The sequence below is a fragment of the Bradyrhizobium sp. AZCC 1693 genome (assembly GCF_036924745.1).
GTDB lineage: Bacteria > Pseudomonadota > Alphaproteobacteria > Rhizobiales > Xanthobacteraceae > Bradyrhizobium.
Genome location: NZ_JAZHSD010000001.1, coordinates 539,811 through 559,580, shown reverse-complemented (window position 1 = coordinate 559,580; position 19,770 = coordinate 539,811). Strand labels below are relative to the sequence as shown.

Genomic DNA, 19,770 nt, shown 5'->3' with positions numbered 1-19,770 from the left:
CCGTCATTCCCCCGATCGATGAATCATCACCATCACCGGGGACCAGGCGCTTTCTTCCCTGCAGGCGGGGGTGTTTTCTACGGTCTACCGCCGGATGCGGTCGACGAACCGGTGGTAGTGGCTCCGCCGCTAAAGCAATCAGATGATCTCCGTTACACGTGCGTGTATGATATTCCCTGGGATTACGTGCATCGTTGTCCGCAGTTTCGGTAGTGGTTTTCGGAGCATGGCGGCGATGCCAACAGCTCAGCCCGCCTTGGCGGAGCGCACGCGCCCGGCAAGGTGCGCCATATAGTTGGCCTTGCCGATCTGCACGCCTGAGCTGGTCCCGATTGTCTGAACAGAATCTCCGCGTCGATAAGTGGAGCCTCTGCCGGGGTTAGGCTGCCGTGCGGAGCGGCAGCGAGTTGAAGTAGGCTTGATCCGGTGTACTGCCGTCAAGGCTCGAATGTGGACGCCGGCCATTGTAGAAGTCGAGGTATCGGCCGATCGAGGCGCGGGCGTCGGACACGCTATCGTAGGCCCGCAAGTAAACCTCCTCGTATTTGACGCTGCGCCACAGCCGCTCGACGAACACGTTGTCCCGCCATGCTCCTTTGCCGTCCATGCTGATGGCGATACCGTTGCTGGCGAGCGCGCCGGTGAAGGCCGAGCCGGTGAACTGCGAGCCCTGATCCGTGTTGAAGATCTCCGGCTTGCCGTGGCGAGCCATGGCGTCATGCAGCGTCTCGACGCAGAATGCCGCCTCCATCGTGATCGACAGCCGCCACGACAGAACCCGGCGGGTCGCCCAGTCCAGCACGACGGTGAGATACACGAAGCCACGCGCCATCGGGATATACGTTATGTCCATTGCCCAGACCTGGTTCGGGCGCGTGATCTCCATGCCCCGCAGCAGATACGGATAGATCTTGTGACCAGGTTCGGGCTTGGTGGTGCGCGGACGGCGATAGAGCGCCTCTATCCCCATCTTCCGCATGAGCGTCTTGACATGCCGGCGGCCGATCTTGCACCCCTCGGCAGCCAGCAGGCCTCTCAACATCCGCGAACCGGCGAAAGGAAACTCCAGATGCAGCCGGTCGAGCCGCAGCATGATCGCGAGGTCGTCGGGCGACACCGGACGCGGCAGGTAATAGACACTGCCACGGCTGATCTTCAAAACTTCCGCCTGCCTGGTGATCGAAAGATCGTGCTCACGGTCGATCATCGTTTTGCGCTCAGCAATCCCGCCTTGGTGAGCGCTCCTTCTAAAAAATCGTTCTCCAGCGTCAGCTCCCCGATCTTGGCATGCAGCGACTTCACATCGACGGCCGGTAGCGCCATGGCGTTGCCGCCCCCTGGACCGAACACATCGGCGGCCCCGCCCTCAAGCTGGGCTTTCCACGACGTGATCTGATTGGGATGCACGTCGAACTGCTCCGCCAATTGAGCCAGTGTTCGATCGCCCTTCACCGCGGCCAGCGCCACTTTCGCCTTGAAAGCCGGTGTGTGGTTCCGGCGCGCTCGTCTCGTCATCGTCTCTCCTGATTCGCGGGACAATCTTGCCCGCCGTCAGGCAGAAACTCCACTTATCGCACTGTGCAGATTTCCGGAGCCGGCTCTGCCCTCATGCCTGAGAATGTCGTAGCCGGTGACGAGATGGAAGTAGAAGTTCGGCAGCAGCCACTCGTCGACATAGAGAGGGCCGGTCAATGAAATGAACCTGCCGCCGGACAAATCGATCCGCTTTTCGCGATCGAGCACGCGGTCATCGGCGGTTGCAGTCCGTTCCGCGAGATAGGCGACCGTATCCCACACATGCCGTTTCAAGCCGGCAAAATCCAGCGTCGCCGGGTCGGTCTCGGGCGCCGCCGCATCGATGCACCAGGCAGCGAACCGATTGGGCTGGTTGCAGGCGAAGGCAATCTGATGCGGGAACGGAAACATATCATCGGCCAGCCGGGCAGCCAGAAATGTCTCGGGATCGCCCGCCTTCTCCCGCCATTGCGTCTCGGCGGCGTCAAGCAGGCCGGCAAGCACCTGCAATCGCGTCGTAAAGATTTCGGTCGTTCGCTTCAGCACTGCATCAGACATCGCAAAACCTCACCACTTTCGTCATTCCACTCAATCGTCCCCGGCGACTTGCTTGTCACGTCATGTCGCGGGCATGGCCGCCTGCTCCAAGGCCCGGCCGCGCACCGGTGGCGCAGGCCTGCTCGACGCAGCGGCTCGCCCGAAAAATGTTCTGCTCGCTGAACATCGGCCCCACGATTTGCAACCCGATCGGCAGCCCCTCGACAAATCCGCAAGGCACCGAGGCCGCAGGCTGGCGGGTGAGGTTGAACGGCCATGTCAACGGCGTCCAATCGAACCATTGCGGGAAGCGCGTGGTGTCGGGCGTGTCGACGCCGGCGGCGAAGGCGGTGATGGGAACGGTCGGCGTCAGCAGCAGATCATAATCCTGATGAAACAACTGCATCTTCTGGCTCAGCGTGCGCATCTCGGCATAGGCGGCCTGCAATTCGCTCGCGGAAATATTTTGGGCTGATATGACCAGCCGCAGCAGGCCCGGATCGAGCGCCGCCAATTGCGCGCCGTCGAAATCACGCACCACCGCGGCATGCGATGCGCCCCAGATCACCTCCAGCGCGGGCTGCGCACCGGAAAGATCGAGAGCAACGCTCTGCACGTCGGCGCCCGCCTTCACCAGCGCGTCGATAGCCGGCTGCATGCCGGCCACGACGGCGGGGTCGGCAACCGGGAAGCCGAGATCGGGCGACCATGCGATGCACATGCCCGCCACCCCGCCGTCGAGGCCGTCGAGATAATCGATGCCGCGATAGGGAATGGCGAAGGAATCACGTGCGTCCGGCCGCGTCAGCACGTTCAACATCAAGGCGCTGTCAGCGACATCGCGCGACAGGCCGCCATAGACCGCGAGCGTGCCCATTGGGCCCAAGAAATTCGGCACCACGCCGTAGCTCGGCTTCAATCCGAACACGCCGCTGAACGCCGCCGGAATCCGGATGGAGCCGCCGCCATCGCCGCCGGTGGCCAGGGGCACGACGCCTGCCGCCACCAAGGCGGCCGAACCGCCGCTGGAGCCGCCGGGCGTGCGGGAAACATCCCAGGGATTGCGTGTAATGCCGGTCAGCGGGCCGTGCGTGATGCCCTTCCATCCGAATTCGGGAGTCGATGTCTTGCAAAAGAACACCGCGCCGGCCTCACGCAGGCGGGCGACACCGGGCGTATCCTCCGTGCTGGGCACAGCTAGCGTCGCGTGCGAGCCGAAGCGCATCGGCCAGCCGGCGACATGGGCCGTGTCCTTGATGGCGACAGGCACGCCGTCGAGCGGTCCGAGCGGTGTACTGCTGCGCCAGCGTTCCGCCGACTCTGCGGCCAGGCGCTGCGCTAGCGGTTCATCCAAGAGGCAGATGGCATTGAGAACCGGATTGACCGCCTGCAGTCGCGCTAGCGTAGCTTCCAGCACATCGACCGGCGACAGATCGCCCTTGGCAAAGCGCCGCGCCATCTCGCGGGCGGAAAGCCAGTTCAACTCGTCAGACATGCCGCCCGATCCGAAAATGTGGTGAAGCCTTCGAACATTGTGTCGAGCATGCCACGGCAGACAGTGGGCCGCAGCCCCTCGACCAGAATGGCAGATCTGCAACCATGATCGGGACCGAACGTTGCGCAGCCCGCGGCGTAGCTGCCTGGTTGCCTCCGCTCTCTCCACGTCATTGCGAGCGAAGCGAAGCAATCCATTCTTTCTTTATGCCGCAGCATGGATTGCTTCGCTTCGCTCGCAATGACGGGTGGATACAGCATCGCTTTCTCGCGGCGCGATGCGCCCGAGGTTTGCATCTTCGTTGCCCTCTCAGTAATCAGAGGGCGCAGGGAAGACCGGGTGCTTGCTGCACCCGCGGTCTCGCGTGCGATTTGCGCAAACAAAACTGCACACGAGCATACAGGGCAGCGGGAGCATTCCGGCCTTCCCTGCGCAATGGCTTTACGGTTTACTTCGTGCTCTTCCCGGAGAACGGCTCTTTTGCCTCCGTCGTCGCGCAGATATTTCTGCGCAACTTAACGCCAGCACCGCGGCGCCCGAACCACACGACTTCGCCGTACGCTTCCGGCGCGCAACGTCTATCGCGCCGTCAGCGTCCATCGCATCTCACAGCGCGTTCGTGACGATCGCGAGCGCCCCTCATCCGCCGTGAGACAAGCGGAGTTATGCGGCTGATTTGGGTGAGAACGAAAGCAGAATATTTTTGATTCCCGGGCTTGACACGATTTCGGAAAATCAGAATTGATTTGCCTGTCATGCCAGTTTGTGGCGCGCCGCCCTTGAGCCACCGTTACAATTTTTGTGCGCTGGACCCGTAATCCTAACGCCCCTTCAGCTTGTCGGCGCTGCGCTTCACGGTCGCGCCGCTGCCTGCGCGCCCATGGCGCAGAGCCAGACCTGGAGCACGGCCGCCCGACGCCACCCTTTCGCAGCGAAAGCAAGGAACGAGCGAATGATCTCGTACTTCTCTTCCGACAGACCGGAAAGGAGACTTTCATCCAGATGCCCCTCTCGAATGAGACGGGCAAAGACAAGAGGAAGTTGCGAGTACCGATAATCGAATGTCTCATCGATCTCTCGCCGTTGCTGACGCAGATAGTCTTCGATCTCCCACATCTCTGAAGGCGTCGTTGCGGCGTCAGCCTTTCGCTTGAAGTCGGCCATTACCTTGGCGAGCGCCGATTCCAGCGCTGTGTCGAGGGCCCTACGTGCGATCTTCTTTTCAGATGGAGACCATTTAGGATCATGGAACATCATGGATCTCCGCCTAAAGCGTTCCCGAAACAACGCATCGTCACGCAATCTTGCCGCGCAGGCCGTCCGCGAGTGCAGAAAGTGCATTGGCAAGTTGTCGCGCGGTTTCCGGTGGCGGCAGCGGCATCTTGAGGCTTTGCGCGCCGGTTGCCGGATCGCGCTCGATCCAGGGATGCGCCGCCGCCCTGGGATCAGCCGTGGGATCGTTGGCAGCCGCCAGTGCGGCAACGAACTGCGCGCCGACCTGCAGCAGGGCTTGCCACGGATCGGGAGCCGTATCTCGAGGCGGCGCCCCAGCCCCGTCAGTCCGCGCCGTCTCGCCAGCGCGAATGTTCCCGTCAGCCTTTATGTCTTTCGCCGGGCCTGCATCCTCATCAGCAGCAGCGATGATGCTCCCCGCTTCCTCGGCCGGCGTCACCGCTTCGCCCTCGCCCATGCTTCCGGTGACGTTTTCCACGTCCTTCATGAAGCGGTTGAGACGCGAACCGCCGAGCGAAATCTCGCCGCTGCCGCCGTCGAGAATTCCCGCCGACAACGAGCGCTTGAACGCAAGCACCGAAAGCATGCCCTCCTCGATGGTGCCCTTGGCCACGAAATTGATGACCTGCACCGGCCGCGTCTGACCCATGCGATGGATGCGTGCGATGCGCTGTTCGAGGATTGCCGGATTCCACGGCAAGTCCATGTTCACCAGGGTCGAAGCGTGCTGCAGATTGAGCCCCGTACTGCCGGCATCGGTGGACAGGAACACGCGGCAAGCGGGGTCGTCGCGAAACCGCTCGATCAGTGCCGGCCGCTTGTCCGACGGCACGCCACCATGGAAGCTGACATAGCCGTGTCCATGCGCTTCGAGACGGCGGATGACGATGTCATGGGTCCGCGTCCACTGCGAAAACACCACCGCCTTGGCCTCGGGATCGGCGAACAATTCGTCGAGCAGCGCCGCCAGTTCGTCGGCCTTGACGCCATGGTCGGTTTCCTGGTTCAGCAGATAGGTGCTGTTGCACGACATCCGCATGTTCTGCAGGGCAATCATCAGCCGCCGCTGATCCATGTCAGACAGAAACCTGGTCTTGCGCCAGCGCCGGACGATTTTCGCCACCTCGTCGGCGTTTCCTTGATGGTACTCCATTTGCATTTCGGTCATCGGCACCAGCAGGTTCTGGTCGGTCCGGGCGGGCAGTTGCCGCAGCACCTCGGATTTGCGGCGGCGGATCATGACCGGCGCCAGCGTCTGGCCGATCTTTTCCAGTCCGGTATAGCCGGTGACGCGGCCGGCTTCGTCCTTGACCTGATGCTCATGCAGCAGCTTCCAGGTCGGCCCCAGCCGATGCTGATCGACAAACTGGACGATGGAGATCAGTTCTTCCAGCTTGTTTTCCAGGGGCGTCCCGGTCAGTACGATTGCGTAAGAGCTATCGATGCGTTTCAAGGCGCGTGCTGCGATGGTGTTCCAGTTTTTCACCCGTTGCGCTTCATCGACGATGACCAGCTCCGGCGCCCAATCGGCGATCAGATCGAGATCGGGCTTGAGCTTCTCGTAGTTGGTGATCTTGCAGAAGTCGTCCAGGGCGTAGTCCTTCAGCCGCTGCGCCCGGGCGCCGCTGATGACGCGCGCCGCATTTTTGCTCTTCCGTCCCGAGAAGCGCGCAATCTCGCTTTGCCACTGATATTTGAGCGAGGTCGGGCAGATCACCAGAACTTTCGAGACGCCAAAATGCCGTGCCAGTATTTCCGTCGCGGCAATGGCCTGTATCGTCTTGCCTAGCCCCATATCATCGCCGATCAGTGCCCGGCCTGCTCGCACGGCGAACAGCGCGCCCTCGGCCTGATAGGGATAGAGCGGGACCTTCAGAAGCGCCCGCAGCTTTGGATCGGCTGCGCCGCGCGGGAACAGCTGCTCCAGCTTCGAGGCCCGCCGATCCGCATCCCGTCTTCCTGCGACGAAATCGAGCGCGTCGTCATAAGCGCGCAACTCATGACCGCACTTCGACGCCATTGTCATGAAGCGTTCCAACTCGCCGAAACGCCCCTCCGGCAGCGTTCCGTCGTGCTCGGCATCGAACAGACCCGCTGCGGCCTCGCTTACCTCCGGCGGGCAATCCGTTCCGGCGCGAAAATGCACGCGGCGTTTGCCTTCATTACGCAAATACAGTTCAGAAAAAGCAGGCTGGTAGCCGCGCGTGAACGCCGCCCTTGCGCCGCGCTTTTTCTCCAGCTTCGCAAGCGTGAATTCGAGATGCTTGCAGGTGCCCAACTCGCTGGTGGCATAATCGGGGCAAGAACAGAAATTGCCGCCCGGCCCCAAGCCGCGAATCGCGACCCGATAGCTGGACTTCGACGCGGGATTACTGACTCGAAATTCCGAGAAAAACGGTTCGTCGGTCAGGTTCTCGAGCCCGAAGGCCTGCTCGCGGCCGAACTGACGGCGCAGGCCGCGTTGCCAGTCCACCGGCGACAGATCGGCCGGAGCATGGGTGCGGGAAAGCTTGGGTTCCTTGGTCGGCTTGGCAACGAGATTTGGTTTTCGGCGCGGGGATTTCATCAAGGTACATTCCGTACAGAAAGTTTCATCAATCGAGCGTCCGTGCCCGTACGCCTTGCTGCCATGCGGGCCACGAAGCCACGGAACCCGGATTACGTCATTCCCGCTCGATCGTCCCCGGCGGCTGATGCCGTCGGTAGAGGCAGAACACACGCACACCAGCGCGCAGGGCGCAATAGCGCGGCGTATTTCATCCACCATACCAGATTGGCGGAATACGCTACGCCATTCCGCCCTACGGGACCTGCGTGACTTTTGAACCCGAACGACATCCGCTCGCGTGCTCAGTCCTCAAACAACGCTCGCACATCCTCTTCCGTAAGGGCTGAAGCGATCCGTCCGTCGCGGTCGAACAGGCTGTCGGCCAGGGCGCGCTTGCGTTCCTTGAGCTCTTCCATTTTCTCTTCGACCGTGCCGGCGGCCACCAGCCGGTAGACGAAAACCGCCTTGTCCTGCCCGATGCGGTGGGCACGATCGATCGCCTGCTCCTCGACGGCGGGATTCCACCAGGGATCGAAGATGATCACGGTATCGGCAGCCGTCAGGTTCAGGCCGACGCCGCCGGCCTTCAGGCTGACCAGGAAAACGTCGTTCGTACCGTTCTGAAAACCGTCGATCTCGCGCTTGCGGTCCTTGGTTTCACCAGTCAACACGCCATAGCGAACACTTTCCGCGTCCAGGCGCTTTCGAACCAGGTCGAGCATGGAGGTGAATTGCGAGAAGACGATGATCTTCCGTCCCTCGCTCAGCAACTCCAGCACCATTTCCATCAGGCGGTCGAGCTTGGCCGACGGCCGCTCGACACCGCCGTCGAGCTTCAGTAGGGCAGGATCGCAGCAGACCTGCCGCATTCGCAGCAACGCTTCGAGCACGACGATGTGGCTCTTGGCCAGGCCGCGCTGCTGGATCGCCTTGCGAACCTTGTCCGACATCGACAGGCGGATCGCGTCATAGAGATCGCGCTGGCCACCCTCCAGGACGATCCGCTCGACGATTTCGGTCTTGGCAGGCAGTTCCGCCGCCACCTCCGCCTTGGTCCGGCGCAGCAGAAACGGCCTGACCCGCCGGGCGAGCGCGGCGGCGCGGACCTTGTCGGCGCGCTTCTCGATCGGGGTCCGCCACTGACGGGTAAAACCGGCCTTGTCGCCGAGATAACCGGGGTTTGCGAAACTCATGATCGACCAGAGTTCGCCAAGATGATTTTCCATCGGCGTCCCCGTCAGGCAGAAGCGGTGTCGCGCCTTGATGTCGCGCAGCCAGCGGGTGGTCGCAGCGTCGGGATTCTTGATCGTTTGCGCTTCATCCAGCACCGCCATATGCCAATCACGCGACAACAGCACCTCCCGGTCGCGCGCGATCAAAGGATAAGTGGTCAGCACGACGTCATGCTCGGGAATCGCCGCAAAGCTGTGCTTGCGATCGGGACCGTGCAGCACCAGCACTTTCAGGTCCGGCGTGAATTTCTGCGCTTCGTTGAACCAGTTGGTCATCAGGCTGGTCGGCGCGACGATCAGCACCGGCTGTGCGATGTGCTCCCGCGCCTTTTCCAGGGCAAGGAAGGCCAGGATCTGCACGGTCTTGCCGAGCCCCATGTCGTCGGCCAGCACGCCGCCCAGATCGCTTTCGCGGAGCAGGTCGAGCCAGGCCACGCCTTGCGCCTGGTAGGGCCGAAGTTCGGCGCGAAAACTCTCCGGCAGGCGCTGGTCATTCAAGCCGTGAGCTTGAAGCAGACCGGCGAGACGGCGAAGATTGTCGGCGCCGCGGAAAGCGAATTTGTCGTTCTCAACCCCCAGGAGCGGGACGACGTCCGCACGTGACAGCTTCAGCTTTCCCGAACCATCCGGGGAAATCCCGCTCAGGTTCAGGCCATGCAGCGCCAGCACCAGCGGAAGGAAGCGATCGGCGGCCAATGAAACATGGCGACCGTCGGCAAGCGGCAGATAGAAATAGTCGCTGTTTTCGGCAAGCTCTTTGATCAGATCGGGAGTGAAGTCCGGCTTCGAGACCAGCGCGGCCAGCATCGGCGCAAGATCGTGCCGCTCACCGTCAATTTCGATTCCGAGGGCCAGTTCGAACCAGTCGATGCCGCTGGATTCGAACTCCGCGTCGAAGTCGCCCGATGCCGCCAGCCGGTGGGGAAAGTCGTCGTCGATCAGGATCTCGAAACCCTGCGCCCGCAGTTCGGCCGCGTCCAGGTTGAGAAAGTCGAGCCAATCGTACGGCTCGCCGAGCGTCAGGTCGCGGGCATGGCGGGAATCGAGAAAGGAAAACTTCGACCTCGCGTCAACGAAACCCAGTTCGGTCAGGCGTTTGCGCGCCTCCTTCTCCTTCGGCTGGCGGCGCTTGATCGCATAGACCTGTCCGGCGTGAAATGCCTCCACCCGGCTCGCCCGTTCCGATGTGTCGATCTCGATCGGGCCGTAGCGGAAGCCAAGTTGAGCGACCGCGACCGGGCCGCTGATTGTTTGCGGGTCACGGTAACCGTAGTAGGAACTCTTTGTCATCTGCCCCAGTCGCAGGCGCAATACCGGGACCGGTTGCTCGTCGATCTGCACTGCGGGCGCCGGCGTCGCCGGCAACAAGCCGTGATGACGTTCCGGCAGACGTTGGCCAAGACGACGCGATACCTCCATGACCTGGTCGCGCGGAATCTCTGGCGCCGACAAGAGCTGACGGGCAAGCCTGGGCGGCAAGCTCAACTCCACCGGGCCGATCGTCGCGGTGGACTCGTCGATATAGACCGGCGGCTCGGCATTGAGCGCAATCGTTCCCGGCACGAGCAGGCAGGGAGCAACGCCACGTTTGCTGGCCTGGCGCCACTCGATCCGCCCCTCACGCTTGTCTCCCCATCGCAACGGCTGTCGTGTGTGATCGAGCCAATAGGCGCGGCCGGTCGCGACGATCCGCTGCAATAGCTTAGCCGGGAGCGGCCGGGGGCTGTAATAAGCTCCTCTGGACGAGGCCGAGAGTTGAGTCAGAATATCGATATCGGCGTCGCGGTAATATTTTGGCGCACGCTCGGGCGCAAAATCGGACACGCTGGGTTGCGCGGGATTGCCGCCGAAATCGCCGCCTTTCAATATCCTCACCGAGAGCAGCGATATCGCCAGAACCGGCGTCTGTACGCCTTCTCGGGAGGGGTGCAGGCGATAAAGCAGCCGCTGGTTCAGCTCGGCGGGATAATCGTCGCCGCGCACCGCGTTGCCGACATTGTCGAGCCAGTTGGTGACTTCGTAGCCCAGAACGGGCATCGGGGCCGCCGCAGCTTGGCCGGCCGCCATCGGCGCAGGAGCCGGCAGCGGCTTCCCGCTGGTGGCTTCGAGCAGGGTCGCAGCCGCATGCTTGCAGTTGAAAGACATCGGACAGCTACATTCGCCGTCAAGGTCATCGAGCTGATCGCCGCTGAATTCGAGTTGAATATCGACGCGATATTCGTTCGATCCGCTTCCCCGTACCCTGGCGCGAAGGTGTGTCAGGTCTTCGCTGACCTCCAGTCCCTTGACGCGTCCCTGCGCTTGATAGACATGAGCCTTCTCGAAAGCCGAGCGGCTGAAGAAGTCATAGAGGTGCTTGCGCTTCAATACGTCCGAAAGCACGTGGCGAACTTCCACGGATAAGGTCGACTGGTTACATCAGGAGATGATCCGAATCGAGCAAGGTTGCTCCCTACTCCCACTCGATCGTCCCGGGTGGCTTGCTCGTTACGTCATACACCACCCGGTTGACGCCCTTCACCTCGTTGATGATCCGCGTCGCCGTCGCGCCGAGGAAGCTCATGTCGAAGGAATAGAAGTCGGCGGTCATGCCGTCAGTGGAGGTGACGGCGCGCAGGCCGACGACATATTCGTAAGTTCTGCCGTCGCCCATCACGCCGACCGTCTTCACCGGCAGCAGCACGGCGAAGGCCTGCCAGATCTGGTCGTAGAGGCCGGCCTTGCGGATCTGGTCGATATAGACCGCATCCGCATTGCGGAGGATGTCGAGCTTTTCTCTTGTGATGTCGCCGGGGCAGCGGATGGCGAGGCCGGGGCCCGGGAACGGATGGCGACCGACGAAAATTTCGGGCAGGCCGAGCTCGCGGCCGAGCACGCGGACCTCGTCCTTGAAGAGTTCGCGCAGGGGCTCGACCAGCTTCATGTTCATGCGCTCGGGGAGACCGCCGACATTGTGGTGCGACTTGATGGTCACCGAAGGTCCGCCGGTGAAGGAGACGCTCTCGATCACATCAGGGTAGAGCGTGCCTTGCGCGAGGAAATCGGCGCCGCCGAGCTTTTTCGCTTCCGCGTCGAACACATCGATGAACAGGCGGCCGATGGTCTTGCGCTTGATTTCGGGGTCGGTGACCCCTGCGAGCTCGCCGAGGAATTGTTTCGACGCATCAACATGCACCAGCGGGATGTTGTAGTGATGCCGGAACAGGTCGACGACGGTCTTGGCCTCGTCGAGCCGCAGCATGCCGTGATCGACGAAGACACAAGTTAGCTGGTCGCCGATCGCCTCGTGGATCAGCACCGCGGCCACCGCCGAGTCGACGCCGCCGGAGAGGCCGCAGATCACCCTGCCCGGGCCTACCTGCGCGCGGATCTTTTCGATCGCCTCCTCGTGGAAGGCACGCATGGTCCAGTCGCCGGTGAGACCTGCGACCTTGCGGACGAAATTGCGGATCAGTTTGGCGCCGTCGGGCGTATGCACCACTTCGGGGTGGAACATCAGGCCGTAATATCTGCGCTTCTCGTCCTGGATCACCGCGAACGGCGCGTTCGGCGAGGCGCCGGCGACCGTGAAGCCCGGCGGCATTTTTGTAATGCGGTCGCCATGGCTCATCCAAACCGGATGGCGTTCGCCCATCGACCAGGTGTCGTCGAACAATCTGCTTGCCGTCTTCACCTCGACATCGGCGCGGCCGAATTCGCGGTGGTGGCCGCCCTCGACCTCGCCGCCGAGCTGGGCGGCCATGGTCATCTGGCCGTAGCAGATGCCGAGCACGGGGACGCCGGAATCGAAGATGGCCTGCGGCGCGCGCGGCGAGCCTTTTTCGTGCACCGACTCCGGACCGCCGGAGAGGATCACCGCTTTCGGCTTCATCTCGTCGAAGGCTAATTCCGCCTTCTGGAACGGCACGATCTCGGAATAGACGCCCTCCTCGCGCACCCGGCGCGCGATCAGTTGCGTCACCTGACTGCCGAAGTCGACAATCAGAATCTTGTCATGCGCCGAGGCCACTGAGGTGGTCTGCTCGCGGGCTTTCTGTGGGGCTGTCATGGCAAGCAGATACGCGACGGGGGGCGGCCTCGCAACCGCGAGAAACGGCCAGCCCACATTCTTCTGCGGGGATGGACAAGTCTATATAGGTCAGTATTATTGACCTAATTTGCTCCGACACGCGCTCAAGAACCCACCGGGCGATTTGCACAGCGTAAATCGGGAGAAAAGGGAGGAAACCATGCAAAGCCACTACGCGGCGGCCGACCTCGCCACGCTCGGCCGGGAGTGGATCGCCGCCTGGAACTCGCACGACCTCGAACGCATCCTCGCGCTTTACGCAGGCTGTCATTCCGGGGCGCGCGGAGCGCGAACCCGGAATCTCGAGATTCTCAGGGGTGCGCAGTTGCGCACCATAATTCGATGCTTCACATCGCCCCGGAATGACGAAATCTCCTCACGCCTGCTCACATAAACGGACACTCCCGCATGAAAATTCCGACACTGCCCTTCACCGTCACCGACTGGAGCCAGGTCGCCGCGACGAAACATCCCGGAGAAACCGGCGAAGCGCTGTGGCGCACGCTCAATATCGGCGATCTGCGCGTGCGGATCGTCGAGTATTCGCCGGGTTATCTCGCCGATCACTGGTGCGATCGCGGGCATGTGCTCTATGTGCTGGAAGGCGAGCTCGATAGCGAATTGCGCGACGGGCGCAAATTTAAGCTCAAGCCGGGCATGAGCTATCAGGTATCGGATTTCGGCGACGCCGCGCATCGGTCGTCGACGAAGACGGGCGTGAAGTTGTTCATTGTGGATTGAAGTTCTAACCGCGTCATTGCGAGCGTAGCGAAGCAATCCATCCATCCGTTATGCCGCGAGGTGGATTGCTTCGCTTCGCTCGCAATGACGGGGATAGATCGTCACGCCTTCTTCAGCACCGACACAAAAAACCCGTCCGTGCCGGTGCGGCGCGGGGTCATCAGCCACCCCTCCGGAGACTTGAGTGCGGCTTCCTCAAAATCTTCCGCCTTGTCCCAGAGCACGCTCGCCGTCTCGTTCAGTGGCTGAATCGAAAACTCCCGATGACGCGTCACGAACGCACGAACCTGCTCGCCGTTTTCGCTTCGTAGCACCGAGCATGTGACATAAGCGATGCGGCCGCCCGGCTTGACCAGGGTGCTCGCGCGATCAAGCACTTCGGCCTGGTCCTTCAAGCGAACTTCCAGCGCGCCGGGGCGCATTCGCCATTTGGCGTCGGGGTTGCGGCGCCAGGTGCCGGTGCCGGTGCAGGGCGCGTCGATCAGCACGAGATCGGCTGAGGCCTTGATGTCGGCCAATGGATCAGTGTCGCCTTTCGGCGCGCGGACATCGGCGTTGTGGACGCCGGCGCGGGAGAGCCGCTCATAGATCGGCGCGAGCTGGCGCTTGTCGTGGTCGGTCGCGATCAGCCTGCCCTTGCCTTGCATCATCGCCGCGAGCGCCAGCGTCTTGCCGCCGGCGCCGGCGCAGAGATCGATCACCTGCTCGCCGGGTTTTGCCGCCGAGAACAACGCGGCAAGCTGCGAGCCCTCGTCCTGCACTTCGACGGCGCCCTTGATGAAATCTTCCTCCGCGTGAATGCCGGGATTGCGCGCGTCGGCGCCGAGCTCGATGCGCAGGCCGATCGGCGACCACGGCGTTTCCTGCGCGCCGAGATGCCTGAGCGAGGCCAGCACCTTTTCGCGCTTGGCCTTCAGCGTGTTGACGCGCAGGTCAAGCGGCGCACGGCTCGCCATTGCGGTGGCTTCCGCCACGCGGTCGTCGCCGAAGACAGCAGCCAGCGGCGCATCCAGCCATTCCGGATAGTCGCCGGCGATGTGCGGCGGCGCGCCGTCAAGGGTCCGCGAGGTGAGCGCTGATCGCTCAGTCTCGCTCAGCGGCTCCGGCGCGAAACGTCCGCCGTCGCACAGCGCCGATATCGCTTCCGTGCTCATGCCGCGCTCGAGCCGCATCATGCCGAGCACGCGCGCGCGCGGCGTATCCGCATCCATCAGCCAGGAGCTCGATGCCCGCCGCCGCAGCACGTCCCAGATCAGGCCTGATATCGCGGCGCGATCGCCCGAGCCGGCATAGCGATGCGCGGTGCCCCACTCCTTCAGCGCCTTTGCGGCCGGCACGCGCTGGGCGTCGATGGTCTCGATCAGTTCGATGGCGGCGGACAGCCGGGCAGCGGGAGTCATCAAGAGCTTTCCGTTAGCGTTTTCGAGCGAAGTGGGTACCGGTTCGCGTGAAGAAAACGCGTCAAAATAAGAGACTAGATCAGAAGCAGCAGCTTCAATGCGAAGTAGATCCACATCGCCAGCAGCACCAGCGCGCCGGCAAACCACGCCAGGCTGCGCTGCTGAATGTTGTTCGACGTGACGAAAATGCCGGCATGGGCAAATCGCGTCACCACGAACACCCAGGACATCAGCACGATGAAGAGATCAGCCCGGCGCAGCGGCAGCGCCAGCGCGATCAGGATGTAGAACAGCAGGGGTACTTCGAACTGATTTGAGAAGCAATTGCCGATCTGGGCCACGCGGGGTGGATATTTCGGCTGGCCTAGCGCGATATCCCTCAGGCTGGTTTCCCGGGCCTTCACCGCGCGCGTGCGGGCCGTCACCATCCACAGCATCAGGAAGAAGGTGAGCCCGACCAGAACGAAGACCGGCAGCAAAACCATTTGAACCGACATGAGAATCTCCCCCGAACCCTGCACCAGGCCCTAAAGCAATAACGAGGCGCTCCTCGCCTGACAAATCCACTTTGGCGGGCTCGCTTGAGCCACAGGGAGAGCCTTTTGAACCACAGAAGGAGCCTTGGCGACCAACTATCGAGAATTCCAATGGTTCTGGTCTCGAACCGGCCATCGAGCAACCCGCAAGCAGGCGATGAACATCACCTCCCCGATCCTGACCGGCGCTGCCAATGCGGCCGAGCTGCCCGGCGATTCCGTGACCTCCCTGCTCCGGACCTTCGGGTTCAGCGACGGACCGGACGGCGGCCTCGGCATCATCATGTCGGCCCTGGCCGGCATCGCGGCGGCGCTGGCGGTCGCGATCGTGCTGGCGGTCTATTTCCGCAGCGGCTACCGTAGCCGGCGCGACGTCTTCAAGCACGGCCTCGCCGCCTCCGCCGTGCTGGTCCTGCTCGCCTTCGCGATCTCGGACATGCGGCAGGCGGCGCTGGCGTATCTCGGCCTCAATCCGGCAAAGCCCGCGGTGGAATTTGAAATCCTCCTGCCGAAGGCGGCCTTGGCCGCCGCCGCCGACACCCAGGTCGAAACTGGCATATTACGGTGACAGTGCACTTAACTCTTCTTGATGCTGATGCGCGGCTTCGGGCCGCGTTTGGCGGGGCTGAGAACCCGCCGTGTCTTCCTTTCAAGCGTGTCGAGGAATTTGCGGCCGCCGAGCGGCCGGCCGATGGTCTCGGCGCTGCGCAGCCGCGCGATCATCTCGGCATCGGTCTCTTCCGACAGGAAATTCGCGAAATCCGGATAGCGCTCGCGAACCGGCGCGAGCGCCGTGACGCCGTCGTCCCGGCCGCCGAGATGTGCCCGCACGCTGGACCAGCGCCAGTCGCGGGCACGGTCGACGAGGCGCGCCCGCACCGGGTTGAGCGACACATAGCGCAGCGCCGCGGCGAGATGTTCTTCGTCCATCGCCACGCAGCCGAAGCGGCCCTGCCAGAAATGGCCGGTCCGCTTGCGGCGCGCATGAATGATGCCGGCGTAGCGGCGGTGCACCGGCGCCAGCGCGCGGCGCAATCCGTCCGCATCCGACGGCACCAAGATCAGATGGACGTGGTTCGGCATCAGGCACCACGCCCAGATTTCCACGCCGGCGGCGCGGCAGGACGCCGCCAGCAGGTCGCGATAAAACGCGTAGTCGTCATCGCCGAAGAACGTGCGCGCACCTCCGTTGCCACGCTGCGTCACGTGGTGCGGCAGGCCGGGAATAACGACGCGGGCGAGGCGGGCCATGCGCCATGATGGCAACCAGAGCGCGAAGAGTCAATTGTGTGCACTGTCACCGTAACTCATAGCTGTCTCCTATCGGGAAGAATGTCGTGTGCCAGCGTAAGCCCAGACGGCATAGCAAAGATGCATTCCTGCCAAGGCCAACCACATCACGGGATATTTGCCACACTTATCGGCAGCAGACTGACACGCATCTCCGGACCAGATTCGATCATAAACAAGAAGCGCAAAGATCAGGCTGTCGATCACAACAAAACAGACATTAGCGAGTCCGAGTCTTGCCAACCTTACGGGATCCACGGCCTGGATCGGCTGCGCGAGTGCGCAAACAAATGCTGTCAACAAAGAAAAGGTCAAAATCACCAAAACTCGCAGCAGGGCGTCCTCGCCACTATTCTGGAGCCCGCGAGCTACCACGTAGGTGACCGCAGCCATCGGCGTAAGGAAGGTCACGAAAAATCCGAACAAACGAGTCGCTTGATTCATAGCAGCTCGCAATCACCGGCAACGTTGCCCAACGAGTGTTCCGCCATCAACAAAAACCATCCAAAGAGCACAGCGCAGCTCGCCGCCTCGATTCTAGCGATCACGGACTTCGGTTCAAATTCTGAGATAACGAAACACCGCTGAAAGTGCCGATGAAGGGAATGATCCACAACGCGATTCCGGCTAGGCGATGCATTAGCCTGTTGACGTGGCTTCTTCCAACAACTGACACCACTGCCTTGTCGCACCAGCTCTCAACGCGAACAGTTGGCCCAAGCACGTTCAATCGCCGGGCCCTCTCTCTGCCCGATGAACCGATTGAAAAGACGTTTGAATTGTGTGCCACTTTAGCGATGGAGCCCCTCTTCGGGGGCTCGCTTCGACAGGCGAAAGGCACATCCCGCCCGACCAGTTGCGCGGAAGCACGTTCGCTCGATCTTCGGTCAAGCGACGAGAAGCCTGAATTCCCAGCCACAAGAACTCCAAGTGCCGCAAGAGGCTGCCACTTGCAGACTCAACGACCAACTGTGATTTGTAATTTGAACTGCCTAACGTTGTAAATAGATTTTTTTGTTGATCAAGTTTGACTAGAATTTCTGTGAGTTTCTCACTGGCCGATAGCCGCAGCGTCACACTCTCGACGTGACGAAACACAGAAGCCACCCGAAGCGCCCCCATCTTTTCTGTTTCGTTAGCATGTCTTCATTCCTCGACAGAAAATAAATCCAGCGAGAGCCGATACATATCGAGAACTTGGCTCTACTATATCCCCTGACGGTCGCCAAAAAAGAGCAGCCGCGGGAGGAAAGCAACTTTGCGATTTCGCGATCAGGACATCGTCTTCAACGGCGTCAAGGGACCCAGCAAGGGACAGAATTTCGAAATTCCCACCGCCAACCCGGCCAACTATTTCCAGGTCATCAGCAATTCCGCCGAGCTGCCGAAGCTTGCGATCGATGGCAAGTTGTTCCTGCCTTCATCGGATCATCGCAAACGCAACGGAAAACTGCCGCTGGTCATGGTGGTGCCGGGCAGCCTCGGCGTCGCGCCCTCGCACATCAAGCATGCCGAAACCGTGGTCTCCGACGGCTTTGCGGCCTTCGTGCTCGACAGTTTTGGCGCGCGCGATGTGACCTCAACCGTTGCCAACCAGACCCAGTTCTCATTTGCCGCCAGCGCCTATGACGTGTTGGCCGCGTGGATGGTGCTGTCTGATCATCCCGAGATCGACGCTTCCCGGATCGGCGCGCAAGGCCATAGCCGCGGCGGTTCGGCGGCGCTGACGGCGGCGACGCGGCGCTTTGCCGATGCGGTGGTCGGCGCCGGCGCCGGTTTTCGCAGCGTGCTCGCCGCCTATCCCTGGAGCGGCCACCAGTTCCTCGATCCATCGGTCGATGAAACCGAAATCCGCGTCATCATGGGCGATGCCGATGAATGGTGCTCGCCGATGCAGGTGCAGGGCCATTGCCAGGCCATCCGCCTTTCCGGCGGAAGAGCGACGATGCGGCTGATCGGCGGCGCGCAGCACAGTTTTGATCGGGGGACCGGCATCGAGAATGTCGCCGAGGCCTCCGTCTCCCCCGCCGCGCCGACGGCCTATATCGCCAATGACGGCGCCTTCATCCATCCGCTTCACGGTGTAGCCGACAGCAAGCTCGTCGACCGCGACCTGATGATTTACGCGCTGAAGGCCGGTTATGGCCGCAAGGGCGCGAAGATCGGAAGCCGCGACGGCGATGCCGAATTGTTCAACGCGGAGATGCTGGCGTTCTGGCGAAGGACGTTGGGGTAAGCGAGCGTTGTATTCCCGTCATCGTTCCGACTTCGGGTGCGGTTATGATCGTACCGAAAGGAATGGTCCATGAGCAAATTTCGCCTGACGCAAATTTCCGATACCCACCTCGCCCGCCGTCTGCAAAAACTCACCGACAATTTTCATCGCGTCAGCGAACACATCGACGCGACGCGGCCCGATCTCGTGATCAATAGCGGCGATCTCGCCTTCGACGCGCCGACCAGCCCGGATGAGCTAAAGTTTGCAAAGGAACTGCATGACGCGCTGCCGGTGCCGTGCCGGCACTTGCCGGGCAATCACGACATCGGCGACAACCCGACGGCCGTTGATCCGGCGCCGACGCAACCGGCGACCGAGAAAGAGCGGCAGAATTATCTCACCGTGATCGGCGAAGACCGCTGGCGCTTCGACGCGGCGGGCTGGAGCTTTGTCGGGCTAAACTCGCTGATCATGAACACCGGGATCGAGAGCGAGGCCGAGCAGTTCGAGTGGCTCGCCGCCGAGCTGGCGCGCGCGAACGGCAGGCCGGTCGCACTGTTCCTGCACAAGCCGCTTTATCTGCACACGCCTGATGATCCCGAGACAGAGGCAACGGCGATCCGCTATGTGCCGCAGCCCAGGCGCAAAAGTTTGATCGAGATGTTTGCGGCGGTCGATCTCCGGCTGGTGGCAAGCGGTCACGTTCACCAGCGCCGCGACTTCACCTATCGCCACACCCGCCATGTCTGGGCGCCATCCGCCGGTTTCATTATTCCGGACCGGATGCAGGAAGTTGATCGGCGTCAAGGAAGTCGGGCTGGTGGAGTACCGCTTCCAGCCCGACAGTTTTGAAGTCCGCTACGTCAGAGCGGCGGGACAGACCGATGTTGGTCTGGATTCGCTGATTGACAGGAAATCCCGGAGCGGATGACTTTTTCAAATCGTCACCCGCTCCA

The 19,770-nt window shown here is 62.1% G+C and carries 15 protein-coding genes and 1 pseudogene; 5 read left to right on the top strand and 11 right to left on the bottom strand.

Features of this window, described 5'->3' with window-relative positions; translation table 11 throughout:
* Window positions 1–379: 379 nt before the first annotated feature.
* From V1293_RS02680 to guaA, 7 genes are all read right to left on the bottom strand, one after another.
* Window positions 380–1,515, bottom strand: a protein-coding gene (locus tag V1293_RS02680) for an IS3 family transposase (RefSeq protein ID WP_334506457.1) whose coding sequence is annotated in 2 segments (ribosomal slippage) — window positions 380–1,257 and window positions 1,257–1,515 — 1,137 coding nt in all. Because the reading frame shifts where the segments join, the coding sequence is not laid out codon by codon here.
* A 36-nt stretch (window positions 1,516–1,551) separates the two neighbouring features.
* The gene (locus V1293_RS02675) at window positions 1,552–2,073 is read right to left on the bottom strand and encodes a DUF1993 domain-containing protein (RefSeq protein ID WP_334506455.1); all 522 of its coding nucleotides are present in this window, start codon (window positions 2,071–2,073) and stop codon (window positions 1,552–1,554) included.
* A 55-nt stretch (window positions 2,074–2,128) separates the two neighbouring features.
* On the bottom strand, window positions 2,129–3,547 hold the full coding sequence (locus V1293_RS02670) for an amidase (RefSeq protein ID WP_334506453.1): 1,419 nt from the start codon (window positions 3,545–3,547) through the stop codon (window positions 2,129–2,131).
* Window positions 3,548–4,399: 852 nt separating this feature from the next.
* Entirely contained in the window at window positions 4,400–4,804 is a 405-nt protein-coding gene (locus V1293_RS02665) for a hypothetical protein (protein ID WP_334506451.1), read from the bottom strand.
* Between the two features lie 37 nt (window positions 4,805–4,841).
* A complete protein-coding gene (locus V1293_RS02660; RefSeq protein WP_334506450.1) occupies window positions 4,842–7,346 on the bottom strand; it encodes a DEAD/DEAH box helicase in 2,505 nt (834 codons plus the stop codon).
* Between the two features lie 284 nt (window positions 7,347–7,630).
* Window positions 7,631–10,942, bottom strand: coding sequence for a DEAD/DEAH box helicase (locus V1293_RS02655; RefSeq protein ID WP_334506448.1), 3,312 nt, complete (start codon window positions 10,940–10,942; stop codon window positions 7,631–7,633).
* Between the two features lie 70 nt (window positions 10,943–11,012).
* The gene (guaA, locus tag V1293_RS02650) at window positions 11,013–12,608 is read right to left on the bottom strand and encodes a glutamine-hydrolyzing GMP synthase (protein WP_334506446.1); all 1,596 of its coding nucleotides are present in this window, start codon (window positions 12,606–12,608) and stop codon (window positions 11,013–11,015) included.
* 181 nt (window positions 12,609–12,789) lie between these two features.
* Between guaA and V1293_RS02645 the strand changes: the two genes are divergently transcribed.
* Both V1293_RS02645 and V1293_RS02640 read left to right on the top strand, forming a co-directional pair.
* Window positions 12,790–13,023, top strand: a complete 234-nt coding sequence (locus V1293_RS02645; protein WP_334506445.1) for a nuclear transport factor 2 family protein — start codon at window positions 12,790–12,792, stop codon at window positions 13,021–13,023.
* A 14-nt stretch (window positions 13,024–13,037) separates the two neighbouring features.
* Complete coding sequence (locus V1293_RS02640) at window positions 13,038–13,370, top strand: DHCW motif cupin fold protein (protein ID WP_334506444.1); 333 nt, start codon at window positions 13,038–13,040, stop codon at window positions 13,368–13,370.
* Between the two features lie 101 nt (window positions 13,371–13,471).
* On the opposite strand, the gene V1293_RS02635 is transcribed toward V1293_RS02640, so the two are convergent.
* Window positions 13,472–14,770 (bottom strand): RsmB/NOP family class I SAM-dependent RNA methyltransferase, encoded by a 1,299-nt coding sequence (locus V1293_RS02635; RefSeq protein WP_334506443.1) that lies wholly within the window; start codon window positions 14,768–14,770, stop codon window positions 13,472–13,474.
* A 74-nt stretch (window positions 14,771–14,844) separates the two neighbouring features.
* Entirely contained in the window at window positions 14,845–15,267 is a 423-nt protein-coding gene (locus V1293_RS02630) for an MAPEG family protein (RefSeq protein WP_334506442.1), read from the bottom strand.
* Window positions 15,268–15,463: 196 nt separating this feature from the next.
* Here V1293_RS02630 and V1293_RS02625 point away from each other — a divergent pair, with 196 nt between their 5' ends.
* Window positions 15,464–15,874: a hypothetical protein gene (locus V1293_RS02625; protein WP_334506441.1), complete on the top strand. Its 411-nt coding sequence runs from the start codon at window positions 15,464–15,466 to the stop codon at window positions 15,872–15,874.
* Window positions 15,875–15,882: 8 nt separating this feature from the next.
* Here the strand turns inward: V1293_RS02625 and V1293_RS02620 are convergent, their stop codons facing one another.
* Together V1293_RS02620 and V1293_RS02615 are read right to left on the bottom strand one after the other, a co-directional pair.
* Window positions 15,883–16,557: a transposase gene (locus V1293_RS02620; RefSeq protein ID WP_334506440.1), complete on the bottom strand. Its 675-nt coding sequence runs from the start codon at window positions 16,555–16,557 to the stop codon at window positions 15,883–15,885.
* A gap of 69 nt (window positions 16,558–16,626) precedes the next feature.
* Window positions 16,627–17,040 (bottom strand): hypothetical protein, encoded by a 414-nt coding sequence (locus V1293_RS02615; protein ID WP_334506439.1) that lies wholly within the window; start codon window positions 17,038–17,040, stop codon window positions 16,627–16,629.
* 814 nt (window positions 17,041–17,854) lie between these two features.
* Here V1293_RS02615 and V1293_RS02610 point away from each other — a divergent pair.
* The gene (locus V1293_RS02610; protein WP_334506438.1) at window positions 17,855–18,832 is read left to right on the top strand and encodes a dienelactone hydrolase family protein; all 978 of its coding nucleotides are present in this window, start codon (window positions 17,855–17,857) and stop codon (window positions 18,830–18,832) included.
* 69 nt (window positions 18,833–18,901) lie between these two features.
* Window positions 18,902–19,745 (top strand): annotated as a pseudogene (locus tag V1293_RS02605) (metallophosphoesterase family protein).
* The last annotated feature ends 25 nt before the right edge of the window (window positions 19,746–19,770 follow it).

Bases quoted from the DNA above. Each gene is read 5' to 3' on its own strand.
- V1293_RS02635 (WP_334506443.1), bottom strand. From the start codon at position 14,770: ATGACTCCCGCTGCCCGGCTGTCCGCCGCCATCGAACTGATCGAGACC.
- V1293_RS02620 (WP_334506440.1), bottom strand. From the start codon at position 16,557: ATGGCCCGCCTCGCCCGCGTCGTTATTCCCGGCCTGCCGCACCACGTG.
- V1293_RS02625 (WP_334506441.1), top strand. From the start codon at position 15,464: ATGAACATCACCTCCCCGATCCTGACCGGCGCTGCCAATGCGGCCGAG.
- V1293_RS02660 (WP_334506450.1), bottom strand. From the start codon at position 7,346: ATGAAATCCCCGCGCCGAAAACCAAATCTCGTTGCCAAGCCGACCAAG.
- V1293_RS02640 (WP_334506444.1), top strand. From the start codon at position 13,038: ATGAAAATTCCGACACTGCCCTTCACCGTCACCGACTGGAGCCAGGTC.
- V1293_RS02665 (WP_334506451.1), bottom strand. From the start codon at position 4,804: ATGATGTTCCATGATCCTAAATGGTCTCCATCTGAAAAGAAGATCGCA.
- V1293_RS02675 (WP_334506455.1), bottom strand. From the start codon at position 2,073: ATGTCTGATGCAGTGCTGAAGCGAACGACCGAAATCTTTACGACGCGA.
- guaA (WP_334506446.1), bottom strand. From the start codon at position 12,608: ATGACAGCCCCACAGAAAGCCCGCGAGCAGACCACCTCAGTGGCCTCG.
- V1293_RS02645 (WP_334506445.1), top strand. From the start codon at position 12,790: ATGCAAAGCCACTACGCGGCGGCCGACCTCGCCACGCTCGGCCGGGAG.
- V1293_RS02630 (WP_334506442.1), bottom strand. From the start codon at position 15,267: ATGTCGGTTCAAATGGTTTTGCTGCCGGTCTTCGTTCTGGTCGGGCTC.
- V1293_RS02615 (WP_334506439.1), bottom strand. From the start codon at position 17,040: ATGAATCAAGCGACTCGTTTGTTCGGATTTTTCGTGACCTTCCTTACG.
- V1293_RS02670 (WP_334506453.1), bottom strand. From the start codon at position 3,547: ATGTCTGACGAGTTGAACTGGCTTTCCGCCCGCGAGATGGCGCGGCGC.